Source organism: Allomuricauda sp. d1 (assembly GCF_039592695.1).
Classification (GTDB): Bacteria; Bacteroidota; Bacteroidia; order Flavobacteriales; family Flavobacteriaceae; genus Flagellimonas_A.
In genome coordinates this window covers 513,532-527,674 of record NZ_JBBUTK010000002.1, presented here as the reverse complement: position 1 = coordinate 527,674, position 14,143 = coordinate 513,532, and the positions used below count along the sequence as shown (strand labels likewise).

Sequence of the window (14,143 nt, the reverse complement as noted above, 5' to 3'; positions counted from 1 at the left end):
TAAAGGCTATTTTTGCTTTACGAAAACGTTTTCTTGATGAAGCCAACCGATAAGCATTTTCACTACGGAGAAGACCTTTTGACGGTGGGTAGGGCCCTACAATTGGCCGATGGCACGCTTGCAGCTACGCTTTCGGACAAAACCATCGCAAAAATCAAAAAAAGTGCCGACCATGTACAACAAATGGTTGATCGTGGTGCACCCGTTTATGGCATCAATACAGGTTTTGGGCCGTTGTGTACCACCTCCATTTCAAAAGAGGAAACCCGCATTTTACAGTCCAACATACTTCAAAGCCACAGCGTAGGGGTCGGTGAACCCATCACAACCGAACTGGCCAAACTGATGTTGATCTTGAAAGTTCACGCCTTGGCCAAAGGGCATTCGGGCATTCAATTGGCGACCCTTGAGCGCATTATCTGGCATATAGAAAACGATGCGATTCCTGTGGTGCCCTCACAAGGTTCCGTGGGTGCTTCGGGCGATTTGGCCCCGCTTGCCCATTTGTTTTTACCCTTGATTGGCATTGGAAAAGTCCGGTATCAAAACAAGGAGATAGCTACCCAAACATTGTTTGAAAAAACAGGACTTTCACCGTTGAAACTTGGCCCAAAGGAAGGTCTCGCCCTTATCAACGGCACCCAGTTCATCTCGGCCCATGCAGTTTGGGTATTAATAAAGCTCCAAAACTGCCTAAAACAGGCAGACATCATAGGAGCAATGATGTTAGAGGGCCTACAGGGTTCCATCAGTCCGTTCAATGAAAAACTGCATGCGTTGCGACCCTTTAAGGGCAACCAGCATGTAGCGGGTCGCATTCGAACGCTGCTGAAAGGTTCTGAAATTCTCGAGGAACACATCGACTGTGACCGGGTACAAGACCCCTACTCCCTCCGCTGCATGCCACAGGTACATGGTGCCTCTCGAAATACGTGGCTGCACTTAAAAGAATTGTTGGAGGTTGAGTTGAATTCGGTGACCGACAATCCTGTGATTATTGATGAAAACAATGCCATCAGTGGCGGTAATTTCCACGGTCAGCCTTTGGCCATGGCATTGGATTATGCAGCTTTGGCTGCCTCTGAACTGGGCAACATTTCAGACCGAAGAATTTATTTGGCGTTGGAAGGGGGCCATGGCGTGCCACAGCTCTTGATGAAAGACACGGGCATCAATTCGGGCTATATGATGCTACAGTATACCTCAGCGGCTTTGGCCAGCGAGAACAAAGGGCTTTGTTTTCCTGCGAGTGCCGATAGCATTCCCACTTCGCTAGGCCAAGAAGACCATGTGAGCATGGGCTCCATCAGTGGGCGAAAGGCGCTGCAGGTCATTGAAAATGTAGAAAAGATTCTGGCCATTGAACTCTTGACCGCAGCCCAGGCCTTTGAATTTCGGAAACCCTTAAAATCGGGACTTCTTTTGGATGAGGTACATAAATTCCTTCGGGAAAAAGTATCCTTTGCAGACAAAGACCGTGTGTTTGCCGATGATATCGAAAGGACGATTGAACTTATTAAATCGGGAAGCATCATCGACTTGATACAAAACGTGATGAACGAAAAAAACATTACTTGGGGCACCCCGTTCGGAGAAGAATTTGAAATACTATAAATGCCAAAGAAAATCCTCATAGGTCCGTTCAAACAATTGCTTCCCCTATCAGGTTTGCCATTGAAGGGTGCCCTGAAAGACGAGCAGTTGACCATCATCAACAATGGGGGATTACTGGTTTCCGAAGGAAAAATCTTGAAAATCGGCCTTTATGGGGGTTTAAAATCCGAAGCGGATGAAATTGAATCCATCGACCACCCAACAGTTTGCTTGCCCGGATTGGTGGATGCCCATACCCATATCTGTTTTGGGGGAAGTCGTGCCCATGACTATGCACTTCGAAATGCCGGAAAGAGCTACTTGGAAATTGCCAAAGCCGGCGGCGGTATATGGGATACCGTGACGAAAACCCGCCAAGCTCCTGAAGAAGTATTGGTCAAAAACACTTTGAAGCAATGTGAAAGACACCTCAAAAATGGGGTGACAACCCTAGAGGTAAAAAGCGGTTATGGATTATCGGTAGATGAGGAGCTGAAAATGTTACGCGCCATCAAAAAAGCCAACGAAACTTCTGCCCAAGATTTGATAGCCACTTGTTTGGCGGCGCACATGGTGCCCAAAGATTGGTCAGGTACAGCTAAAGGATATCTGGAAGAAATCGGCAATGAGTTATTCCCTGTCTTAAAATCAGAAGGTTTGGCACACCGCATCGATGCATTTGTCGAAGAAAGTGCATATTCGCCGTCGCAGATACGACCCTATTTTGAAAAGGCGCAAGCCATGGGTTTTGACATTACCGTACATGCGGACCAATTTTCGACGGGCGGCAGCCAAATTGCGGTCGAAGTTGGGGCAGTCAGTGCCGACCATTTAGAGGCCAGCACCGATAAAGAAATTGCACTTTTGGCAAAGAGCAACACCGTCGCCACGGCGTTGCCGGGAGCCTCTATTGGGCTCGGCTGTGCGTTCACCCCCGCCCGAAAACTTTTGGATGCTGGGGCATGTTTGGCCATTGCCAGTGACCACAATCCAGGTTCGGCACCCATGGGCAATCTGCTGGCACAAGCGAGCATTCTGGGTACGTTTGAAAAATTATCGAATGCCGAAGTGCTTGCGGGAATCACGCAGCGGGCCGCTGCTGCCCTGAACTTGAACGACAGAGGGGTTTTGGAAGCCGGGAAGAAAGCGGATTTTACACTTTTTCCCACGGATAATTATCAAGAAATCACCTACCACCAAGGGCAGTTGAAGCCCAGTATGGTTTATAAAAATGGTCTGCTAGCATAAAAAAATTGCTCCTCCCTTTAGAAAAAGGGAGGTACCTTGATTTTCAATCAAGGTGGAGAGTTTGAATTATTATTAATCAAACTCCCCGATTCCACCCATGGCGGAACCACCCCTCTTCATCTGAAGAGGGAAGCTAGATACTCCCCCTTTGAAGGGGGCGGTTTGCGAAGCAAAACGGGGGATGTAAAAAACACCCCTAAAGCCCCCTCAAGGGGACAATTTATAAACAATCATGAAAGAAAACTTCAAACAACAAATCCTACAAGGCATTCCGAACGAATTGCCTCCCAAGAAACCATATCCCAAAGGAGATAATCCCGCGCCCAAGAGAAAAGACATCCTATCCAAAGAAGAAAAAAAATTGGCCATTCGAAATGCGCTGCGCTATTTTCCAAAAGGATGGCACGCTGAACTGGCTCCCGAATTTGCAGACGAGCTGAAAGAGTATGGACGCATTTATATGTACCGTTTCAAACCTGAGTACGAAATATATGCTAGGCCCATTTCAGATTATCCAGCAAAAACAAAAGCAGCGGCAGCCATCATGCTCATGATCCAAAACAATTTGGATCCCGCAGTGGCACAGCATCCCAATGAGCAGATCACCTACGGCGGTAATGGTGCGGTGTTCCAGAACTGGGCGCAGTACCTGCTCACCATGAAATACCTGGCCGAAATGACCGATGGGCAGACCTTGCATGTATATTCTGGACATCCTATGGGACTGTTCCCATCCACCAAAGAAGCACCAAGGGTGGTAGTGACCAATGGCATGATGATTCCCAACTATTCAAAACCAGATGATTGGGAACGATTCAATGCGCTTGGTGTGACCCAATATGGGCAGATGACTGCAGGCTCGTATATGTATATCGGTCCACAAGGCATTGTGCACGGCACCACGATTACGGTCATGAACGCTTTCCGCAAGGTGTTGAAACCCAATGAATCGCCAAAGGGAAAAATCTTTTTGACTGCAGGCCTTGGTGGCATGAGCGGTGCCCAGCCCAAAGCGGGCAACATTGCAAAATGCATCACGGTCTGTGCCGAGGTGAATCCGAATGCAGCTCGAAAACGCCATGAACAAGGTTGGGTCGATGAACTGGTTGAAGATTTGGATGGATTGGTTTCTCGGACCAAAAAAGCGATTGAGGCAGAAGAAGTAATTTCCATAGCTTACTTGGGCAACATCGTCGATGTTTGGGAAACGTTTTACGAGGAAGCTATTTTCGTACACTTGGGCTCCGACCAGACCTCATTGCACAATCCATGGGCAGGAGGCTATTATCCAGTGGGATTAAGTTTTGAGAATGCCAATACGATGATGGCTGAAGACCCAGAAGCATTCAATAAAAAAGTGCAGGAATCGCTGCGGAGACAAGTAACGGCGATTAACAAACACGCACAACGAGGCACGTATTTCTTTGACTACGGCAATGCCTTTTTGTTGGAAGCTTCCCGCGCAAATGCGGATGTAATGGCCAATAATGGCAAAGATTTCAGATATCCCTCCTACGTACAAGATATACTTGGGCCCATGTGTTTTGATTATGGTTTCGGCCCCTTTCGTTGGGTCTGCGCCTCGGGCAAACCAGAAGATTTGCGTAAGACCGACGCCATCGCCTTAAAAGTGATGGAGGAAATCAAAGCGGAATCCCCAAAGGAAATCCAGCAACAAATGCAGGACAACATTACGTGGATTCGTGAAGCGGAAGACAACAAACTAGTGGTCGGTTCGCAGGCACGAATTCTCTATGCGGATGCTGAGGGACGCATCAAAATAGCCGAAGCCTTTAACAAGTCCATTGCCAAAGGTGAGATTTCAGCCCCAATCGTGTTGGGTCGTGATCATCATGATGTAAGCGGCACCGATTCCCCCTTTCGGGAAACCAGCAACATCTATGACAGCAGCCAATTTACCGCCGACATGGCCATTCACAACGTGATTGGTGATGGTTTTCGGGGAGCGACCTGGGTAAGCATCCACAATGGCGGTGGCGTGGGTTGGGGCGAGGTCATCAACGGCGGCTTCGGAATGTTGTTGGATGGTTCGACAGAAGCTTCCGAACGGTTAAGAAACATGCTGTTCTATGATGTCAACAATGGCATCGCCCGAAGAAGCTGGGCCAGAAATGACGAAGCGATGTTCGCCATCAAACGGGAAATGAAACGGAGTCCAGATTTAAAAGTGACCTTGCCAAATATTGTGGATGATTCAATACTCGATAATTTGTTCTGATTATGGTTGAATACATCCCCCCATCAAAAGAAGATTGGTCAGGAAGAATTTCCGGTGAACTGCTATACCTGCATGAAAAGGTAAAATGCCAAAGTGTTGATGAACTGTCCTCACTAAATAACTCTTTTGCTTTGTTGGGCTATTGCTGCGATGAGGGGGTTCGCCGAAATCAGGGCAGGGTTGGATCCATCAACGGACCAGAAGCCATAAGGGTTGCCTTGGGAAAAATGCCCAACCACCTTGACAACAAGACACATTTTTTTGATGTGGGCGATGTGGTCTGCAGCAATCAAAACATGGAAAAGGCCCAAAATCTTCTATCTCAAAAAACAGCTTTTTTGTTAAAGCAAGGTTCCTTCCCGATACTGCTTGGTGGTGGTCATGATATGGCGTATGGTCATTTTAATGGGGTAAAGCAACACTTGGGCAACAACAAGAAAATCGGGATCATCAATTTTGACGCCCATTTTGACCTACGTGACAATGCAAAGGGCAACAATTCGGGCACGCCTTTTTATCAAATAGCACAGGAAAATTCAGAGTTTCACTACCTCTGTCTGGGCATACGAAAAGACGCCAACGACCAAAGCCTTTTCGGGACTGCAAAGCGACTCGATGTTGATTACGTGATGCGGGATAAATTTTGCACAAGATTTCAAAACGAAATCAATGCCCAGCTCAATGCATTTATCAATAAAGTGGACAAAGTTTATGTCACCATTGACCTAGATGGATTTTCTTCTGCATACACCCCGGGCGTAAGCGCGCCATCGCCCATGGGCTTTTCGCCCGATGTCGTTTTGGAGAGTTTAACAACCATCCTACAAACGGGAAAACTCATCAGCCTTGATATCGCTGAAATGAATCCAAAATATGATTTGGATGGCCAAACGGCAAAGCTTGCAGCCTCTTTGGTACACTATGTGCTTCACCATTATTCATGAAATTTTCGCAAAAATCCCTTTTGAATCAAAAAAAGGTGGTTTTTGAATCAATGTTTTTAAGGTGGTATTTTATTTTTCTTAGAAAAAAGTCCATAAAGACATGAAGAAAAGTGAAGATAAAACGCATAAAAAAGTTGTATCCGATGCTCAAAATGAAGAATCCATTGGCAAGGTACAAGACCGAATGACCCAAATGCCGAAAAAGAAAGTGCCTTGGACCACATTCATCATCATTTTCATCGTTCTTGCCTTGGTTTACGCCGTTGTGACCTTTGCTTTTCCTTGATGCCTAAAACAATTACAGAATTGATAAATCACCTATTATGACAGACAAGAAAAAAGAACAGCATAAAGAAAAAAACAAGAACAATCAAAGCCTCCGCGAGCAGGCCATCAATAAATCTGAAGTTGATGGACAAGACATCAACCATCAGGTAGAGGATAAACGCGACCATCATCTGCCTCGCGATACGGCTTAAGTTTTTAATACTATGAATCGTTCTCATCCCGACCTTTGTCGGGATTTTTTATTGATTCCATGATAGGTGCGGAATTTGTTAAGCTAAATCATTTGCTATGAGCACAATCTAATTAAACAGATTCCGAAACAAGTTCGGAATTTGACAAAACCCTGTTTTGTCAAACAAAAAAAGCCTTCCATTTAGGAAAGCCTTTCATTGATAGACATCGATTAGATGTCACAACATGTTCCGATGTTCTCGGAACCAACACAACGCGACAAAGATAAGAAAGCTTTTTGATTCGCCATTTAAAATACTTTTTCAATATTTTTAAGGATTACTCCTTCAGATGCACCAGCAGAAAGCATATTATTTGGGGTTGGACTTGGGCAGTTCCTCCATCAAAGTTTCCCTTGTCGAAAAAGTATCCGGTAAAAGTTTGGGGGTCGTTCAAGTGCCAGATTCAGAAATGGAAATAGATGCCCCCCAGTCTGGATGGGCCGAACAAGACCCTGAAACTTGGTGGCAGCTGGTCTGTGAAGGCATCAAAAAAATCAAGGAAACACATGGTGTGGCCGCCAAACAGATAAAAGGGGTGGGCATTGCCTATCAAATGCACGGGTTGGTTTTAGTCGATAAACAAGGTGACCCGTTACGAAAGGCCATCATCTGGTGTGACAGCCGTGCCGTTGAGATAGGTGAAAAAGCTTATAAGGATCTGGGGCAAGACTATTGCGACAACCATCTATTGAACTCCCCCGGAAATTTTACGGCATCGAAACTGGCTTGGGTAAAGCAAAATGAGCCTGAAATATTTGAAAAAGTCCACAAAATGATGCTTCCGGGCGATTTTATCGCCTTTCGCCTTTCTGGAAGCCCCACCACTACCTTATCTGGACTTTCAGAAGGTATCTTTTGGGACTTTAAAGAAAATCGTTTGTCCCAAAAGCTTTTGGATTTCTACGGAATCACATCCGACTTTATTCCTGAAATAAAACCCACATTTGGCGAACAATGTACAATTTCAAAAGAAGCTGCAGAGGTTTGTGGCCTTCAAGAGGGCACCCCAATTCTTTATCGGGCAGGCGACCAACCTAATAACGCCCTTTCACTAAATGTGTTTCATCCTGGTGAGGTAGCGGCTACTGGGGGCACCTCTGGAGTGATGTATGCCGTAACCGACAACCTCTCTGCCAAAGAATGCCAAAAGGTCAATAATTTTATCCACATAAACCATAACAAACAGACCAAGCGTATTGGCAAACTGTTGTGCATCAATGGGGCAGGAATTCAATACCGATGGTTGATGAACAACCTCGCCGTATCTTCCTACGATGAAATGAACCAACTGGCAAGCAAAGTAGGCATCGGTTCAGATGGGGTTGTCATTCTCCCTTTTGGCAATGGGGCTGAACGCATGTTATTGAATCAAGATATTGGAACCCGTATCGTAAACCTTAACCTCAACCGGCATCGCAATGGGCACCTATGCCGTGCCGCATTGGAAGGAATAGCGTTTTCATTTGTCTACGGATTTGAAATTATGCAATCAGACGGCATACAGACCAAAGTAATACGTGCTGGCAATGACAATCTCTTCCGTTCAGCAATTTTTGCCGATACCATAGCAACACTACTTCAAAAAGAAATAGAAATTTATGACACTACGGGAGCCATCGGGGCAGCAAGAGCGTGTACCCTAATCGATGGAAACCATGATAGGTTCTCAACCTACATAAAAAATGACCACGTCATGACCATCACACCTGAAAAGGACCCATCACTTTATGAAAAAGCATATAAAACCTGGAAAAAAGAATTGAAATTAATACTCGATATATAGATATGGCACTACTTGGCAATAAAGAATACTTCAAAGGAATCGGCGAAATCAAATTTGAGGGCAAAGAATCTGACAACCCCTTGGCCTATAAATTTTACAATCCTGAGCAAAAAGTGGCCGGTAAGACCATGCGCGAACATTTTAAGTTTGCCATGGCCTATTGGCACACACTCTGCGGAACCGGTGGCGACCCTTTTGGGCCTGGCACCAAAAATTTTCCTTGGGCAACTGCAACCGACCCTGTTGAGGCTGCCAAAGAAAAAGCGGATGCCGCTTTCGAATTCATCACCAAAATGGGATTCGATTACTACTGTTTTCACGACCATGATTTGGTCGATGAGGGGAGGTCTCTGGCCGAATCTGAAAAGCGTATCGAAAAAATCGTTCCTTATTTAAAGAAAAAACAAGCTGTCTCGGGGGTGAAATTGCTTTGGGGCACAGCAAACTTATTCTCCAATCCGCGGTATATGAACGGAGCGGGTTCGAACCCCAATTTTGATGTGGTCGCACGGGCAGGGGCTCAGTTAAAAATCGCATTGGATGCCACCATCGCACTCAACGGTGAAAACTATGTGTTCTGGGGCGGTCGCGAAGGCTATATGTCACTACTCAACACCAATATGAAATTGGAACAGGACAATATTGGCCGGATAATGCGCATGGCTCGGGACTATGCCCGATCACAAGGTTTCAAAGGGGCCTTTTTCATTGAGCCCAAACCCATGGAACCCATGAAGCACCAGTATGATTTTGATGCGGCTACATCCATCAACTTTATTCGGGAGCAAGACCTGGAAAAAGATTTTAAACTGAACATTGAGGTGAACCACGCCACCTTGGCACAACATACCTTTCAACATGAACTGCAGGTGGCAGCCAATGCCGGGATGCTTGGAAGCATTGATGCCAATAGGGGCGATTACCAAAACGGATGGGACACCGACCAATTTCCGAACAATGTGCTTGAAACCGCGGAGGCCATGCTCGTTTTCTTAAAAGCTGGCGGGTTAAAAGGTGGAGGCGTGAACTTTGATGCCAAGACACGAAGGAATTCTACGGATTTAGAAGACATTTTCTTGGCACATATCGGTGGTGCGGACACTTTTGCAAGGGCACTTTTGGTAGCGGATGCCGTTCTCCAAAATTCTAAGTATGAAGAACTGCTACAACATCGATACCAATCGTTCAAAAAAGGAAAAGGCGCAGATTTCGTTGCAGAAAAACTAAGCCTGATAGATTTATATCAATATGCAAACAACAAAGGGGAACCCGAACAAATCAGCGGCAAACAGGAGCTGTATGAGAATATTTTGAACCAGTACATTTAATATCCTCCTCCCCCTTTTTTTGGTTGAAATCCGCCTTTCGAAATATAAACGCTAGGGGTTGATAAAAACTTTTGTACAGTCTAAATCTGACCTTATTTTTCTCTGCAATTGTAGCGAGTAATTTTCTATCCAAATAAGTCAAACAAAATAGCAAACGGACAAATGGTTCTGTAGTAGCGTAATTAGCTTTGTTTGGAACAAAAAACAACAACATGAAACTACAGAATAAAAAAGTGGCCATCTTGGCCACAAACGGATTTGAAAAATCGGAATTATTTGAGCCCTACAAAGCCCTCAAAGCAGAAGGCGCGGTCGTAGATATCGTTTCTACTGAAATGGGCGAAATCAAAAGTTGGGAAAATGGCAATTGGGGTGAGACCATCAACGTGAACAAAGTTGTCACCGATGCCAAAGAACAAGATTACAATGGTTTGGTACTTCCTGGTGGTGTTTCAAACCCCGACACCTTGCGAACCAACGAAGACGCATTGCAATTCATTCGAGACTTTTTCAAGAGCGGCAAACCCGTTGCCGCCATTTGTCATGCCCCTTGGTTGCTCATCAGTGCCGGAGTTATTGAAAACAGAAAAGTGACTTCGTACAAAAGCATCAAAGATGATGTAATCAATGCCGGTGCCAATTGGGTTGATGAAGAAGTTGTGGTCGACGAAGGGTTGACCACAAGTAGAAATCCTGATGACCTTCCAGCATTTATTGATAAGGTTATCGAAGAAATCAAGGAAGGCAAACACGAAGGACAGGAAATAAACGCTTAATAGTTCTGAAAAAGAGACCAAGGGGGCAAACAGATACTTGTCCCCTTTTATAATTTTATACCATGGCGATTTTAGGAAACATCATTAAAGGGTTCATAGAGGTTCGCGACACCTTGTCCCCCGAAAAAGACCCCATACTTCAACAGCAGAAAGTATTGAACGATTTGTTGGTGACCGCAAAGCACACCACTTTCGGAAAGCACTATAATTTTGACGATATCCTATCTTCAGAACAACCCGAAAAGTCGTTTGCCAACAGCATCCCCTTTTTTGACTACGACAACATAAATAAAGAGTGGTGGCACAGGCTGCATGATGGTGAGGAAAATGTGACCTGGCCCGGAACACCCGATTACTATGCCTTGAGCTCTGGTACAACAGGTACCACTAGCAAGCGTATACCCGTCACCGATGAAATGGTAAAGGCCATACGCGATGCAGGCCTACAACAGGTGTACGCATTGAGCAATTTTGATCTTCCCGCCGATTTCTTCGAAAAAGAAACCCTAATGTTGGGCAGTTCAACAGATTTAGACGAAAACAATGGGCATTTAGAAGGTGAAATCAGCGGCATCAGCGCGAGCAACATTCCGTCTTGGTTTCGTGGTTATTACAAGCCTGGGGAAGAAATCGCACAAATCGATGATTGGGATGAGCGGGTAAAGAAAATTGCCAAAAATGCCAAGAATTGGGATATCGGAGCCATAAGCGGCATCCCCTCTTGGATAGAATTGATGCTACAGGAAGTCATTTCACACCATGGCGCAAAGAACATTCATGAAGTCTGGCCCAACCTAGAGGTATATACTTCAGGTGGCGTTGCGTTTGGGCCTTACGAAAAGAGTTTTAATGCCCTTATGGGCAGGCCCATCACCATCATCGATACCTATTTGGCCTCTGAAGGGTTTATTGCCTTTCAGAGCCGGCCCGAGACAGATGCCATGCAATTGGTCACCAACAATGGTATCTATTTTGAATTTGTTCCCTTTAAGGCAGAATACATCAACCAAGACGGCTCGCTCGTACAAGATGCCCCATCGATTACCCTTGCCGATGTGCAACCCGAACAAGATTACGTGCTCATCATCAGCACCGTGGCCGGGGCATGGCGCTACATCATTGGTGATACGATACAGTTTACCGATGTAGAAAGGGCAGAAATAAAGATTACGGGCAGAACAAAATTTTTCTTGAACACGGTGGGGTCGCAATTATCCGTGAACAAGTTGGATGATGCCGTGAAACATCTTGAAAATCAGTTTGACGTACAAATCAAGGAGTATACGTTATGTGCCAAGCGATATGAAGATGGTTTTTACCACAGCTGGTATTTGGGCACAAATAATATGGCTTTGGATGGGCAACGTCTGGCTCAAGCTTTGGACGACCATTTGAAAAATGCCAATAAAAATTACAAAGTGGCGCGGTCAAAAGCACTCGAAGGCGTAAAAGCCACAGTGGTACGGCCTGACGTTTTCTATGATTGGAATGCGCACAACAAAAAGAAAGGTGGACAAGTGAAGATGGAACGGGTGATGGGGGAGGAAAAATTCGCTTCTTGGGAAGACTTTGTAGCCAAAAAAGAATAAGCTAATCCAAGGGCATTTCTTTTTTGAGCTGTTTCACCGTATCACGCTCTTTGACCAGAATCATGATTTCCTCTGGAGATAGGTAATATTGTTTTATCCGGTTTTTGTAAGCCTCTGAGATTCCCGCCATGTTCAAGATGAAGTCTTTGGTGGCCAAGATGTATTTTTCCATACCCATATCCACCGCATGGGAATCTGCTTCCCGCTCTGCCTTTTTGATATAGTCTTCTGAATACAGGTACCGTATTCCGAACCAAATCATATTTAGGGCGTCTCGATTTTTATAATCCATAATATGTCCGAGCTCATGCCCCAACCAACCGACCATGACATCTTTGGGGATGTCTTTGGTCTGAAACTGCTTCCCCGAAATTTTAAACCGCTCACTGATCAGCACATAATAGCTACGGTGTTTTTTGGGTCTCAAGAGGCTCCAAAAATTAGGTTGGGCCTGCATCGTCGACTTTTTGATGTTTTCCTTAAACTTAAACTCAATGGGGGTATCTTTTAATTCTGGAAAATACGATAAAGCGATCCTGACCTCTTCTTCGATGGCCTTGGGAAATATTTTCTGTTTTTCTTCAATGGTATAGACCATGCACAAAACGATTATCACGATTGGATGAACGGAAGCCTTCTTAAAGCAGCGGGCCAAAAAACTTTGATAGTCCCTCCAAATATTTTTGCCATTTCGGCCTCCTTTTAAAAATTTCATAATGTAATTGTGTCGCCTCTGCTCTGATATCCTCGTATAGGGCTAACAAGCGTTGGGCTATTGCCTTGTCGTAAACAATGACATTGGTTTCATAATTGTGCTCAAAACTGCGATAATCAAAATTACCGGAACCCACAGAAGCCATTTCTCCATCAATGATAATCAACTTACTGTGTGAAAAATCGGTTCTTAAATAAACTTGAACACCGACTTCCAAAAGCTGTTCAAAATAAGAGAACATACTGTATTTTGCCATCGCCGAATCCAATTTTTTGGGCACCAAGAGTTTTATGGCAACCCCACTCAGCGCAGCAATTTTTATGGCCTGTAATAATGCGACACTTGGTATGAAATAGGGGTTGGCGATGCAAACTTCGTCTTTTGCCAAATTCACCATGGCGATGTATTGCTGCAAAATTGCCGGATGCAACGAGTCTGGGCCCGAGGCCACCATTTGCAAAGTGGTGGCCCCCTTTTCGGTCAGTTTCGGCAAGTATTTTTTCTTTGCCAGCAGTTTCTCTCGGCTGGCCACAAAATAATCTTGAATAAAGATTTGGTGCAGGTCTTGTACGGCGGGTCCCTCTATTTTCAGGTGCAGGTCTTTCCAAATGCCAAGTTCTGAAACGGGTTCAATGTATTTATCGGAAACGTTTACACCGCCTGTAAAACCTACTTTTCCGTCTATGATCAAAATTTTTCTGTGGTTTCTATAATTGAGGCTGAACAAAAGGTTTCCGAATCTGATGGGCAACATGGGGTGGGCCTTTACGCCAATATCCTTGAACTTCTTCATAAACTTTCCCCGAAAGGAAAAACTTCCAAAAGAATCATAAATCAAGCGAATCTCTATCCCTTTGGCTGCCTTTTTTTTAAAAATTTCATGCATCCTATCCGTCAATTCGCCTTTTTCAAAGATGTAATACTGCAGATGGATGAACTTTTCAGCTTTTTCCAATGCCTCAAAAATGGCATCAAAGGTTTCCCTACCATCGTTCAGTAGGGTCAACTTATTGCCTGAAATAGCGGTATGATGGGAATTTTTGGTAATGAGCCGAACAAATTTTTCGTGTACGGCATTATTGTTTTCAACGGTGTTCGCGGTTCGTCCCAATTCGTCATAGAAATCATCAAAAACCGCTTTTCTCCAAGTCTCCTTTCGCTTGAAGAATCGGAACTTTCTTCTATTGACCCCGAATAGATAATAAAGAATTGGTCCGGCAAAGGGCAAGGTAATCACCGCCAAGGCCCACGCCAACGATTTGGTAGGCCTGGCACCGTAAAAAATGATATTGCCCAGGGCCCAAAATGTGACGACCACATAGAGAACGATCCAGAAATTGCCCATAGCGAAGCTTTGAACGGAAAGATAACAGGATATACATGCTTGCACAAATTGCCCCATCAAAT

At 44.9% G+C, this 14,143-nt stretch carries 12 protein-coding genes; 10 read left to right on the top strand and 2 right to left on the bottom strand.

The window, feature by feature from the left end:
• Positions 1–36: 36 nt before the first annotated feature.
• From hutH to AAAH86_RS09450, 10 genes are all read left to right on the top strand, one after another.
• The gene (gene hutH, locus AAAH86_RS09495; protein ID WP_343487348.1) at positions 37–1,614 is read left to right on the top strand and encodes a histidine ammonia-lyase; all 1,578 of its coding nucleotides are present in this window, start codon (positions 37–39) and stop codon (positions 1,612–1,614) included.
• A complete protein-coding gene (hutI, locus tag AAAH86_RS09490; protein WP_343487347.1) occupies positions 1,615–2,841 on the top strand; it encodes an imidazolonepropionase in 1,227 nt (408 codons plus the stop codon).
• A gap of 232 nt (positions 2,842–3,073) precedes the next feature.
• Positions 3,074–5,080: a urocanate hydratase gene (locus AAAH86_RS09485; RefSeq protein WP_343487346.1), complete on the top strand. Its 2,007-nt coding sequence runs from the start codon at positions 3,074–3,076 to the stop codon at positions 5,078–5,080.
• 2 nt (positions 5,081–5,082) lie between these two features.
• Positions 5,083–6,024: a formimidoylglutamase gene (gene hutG / locus AAAH86_RS09480; RefSeq protein WP_343487344.1), complete on the top strand. Its 942-nt coding sequence runs from the start codon at positions 5,083–5,085 to the stop codon at positions 6,022–6,024.
• Positions 6,025–6,124: 100 nt separating this feature from the next.
• On the top strand, positions 6,125–6,310 hold the full coding sequence (locus AAAH86_RS09475; protein ID WP_343487343.1) for a hypothetical protein: 186 nt from the start codon (positions 6,125–6,127) through the stop codon (positions 6,308–6,310).
• Positions 6,311–6,347: 37 nt separating this feature from the next.
• The gene (locus AAAH86_RS09470) at positions 6,348–6,503 is read left to right on the top strand and encodes a hypothetical protein (protein WP_343487342.1); all 156 of its coding nucleotides are present in this window, start codon (positions 6,348–6,350) and stop codon (positions 6,501–6,503) included.
• Between the two features lie 331 nt (positions 6,504–6,834).
• Positions 6,835–8,328, top strand: a complete 1,494-nt coding sequence (locus AAAH86_RS09465) for an FGGY family carbohydrate kinase (protein WP_343487341.1) — start codon at positions 6,835–6,837, stop codon at positions 8,326–8,328.
• 2 nt (positions 8,329–8,330) lie between these two features.
• Positions 8,331–9,656, top strand: a complete 1,326-nt coding sequence (xylA, locus tag AAAH86_RS09460) for a xylose isomerase (RefSeq protein ID WP_343487340.1) — start codon at positions 8,331–8,333, stop codon at positions 9,654–9,656.
• Between the two features lie 212 nt (positions 9,657–9,868).
• Complete coding sequence (locus tag AAAH86_RS09455; RefSeq protein WP_343487339.1) at positions 9,869–10,432, top strand: type 1 glutamine amidotransferase domain-containing protein; 564 nt, start codon at positions 9,869–9,871, stop codon at positions 10,430–10,432.
• A gap of 62 nt (positions 10,433–10,494) precedes the next feature.
• Positions 10,495–12,021, top strand: coding sequence for a GH3 auxin-responsive promoter family protein (locus AAAH86_RS09450; RefSeq protein WP_343487338.1), 1,527 nt, complete (start codon positions 10,495–10,497; stop codon positions 12,019–12,021).
• A 1-nt stretch (position 12,022) separates the two neighbouring features.
• Here AAAH86_RS09450 and AAAH86_RS09445 read toward each other — a convergent pair whose 3' ends face one another.
• Positions 12,023–12,619: a hypothetical protein gene (locus AAAH86_RS09445; protein WP_343487337.1), complete on the bottom strand. Its 597-nt coding sequence runs from the start codon at positions 12,617–12,619 to the stop codon at positions 12,023–12,025.
• Between the two features lie 40 nt (positions 12,620–12,659).
• Positions 12,660–14,081 carry a cardiolipin synthase gene (gene cls, locus AAAH86_RS09440; RefSeq protein WP_343487336.1) on the bottom strand — a complete coding sequence of 474 codons (1,422 nt, stop codon included), beginning with the start codon at positions 14,079–14,081 and terminating at the stop codon, positions 12,660–12,662.
• Positions 14,082–14,143 lie beyond the last annotated feature (62 nt).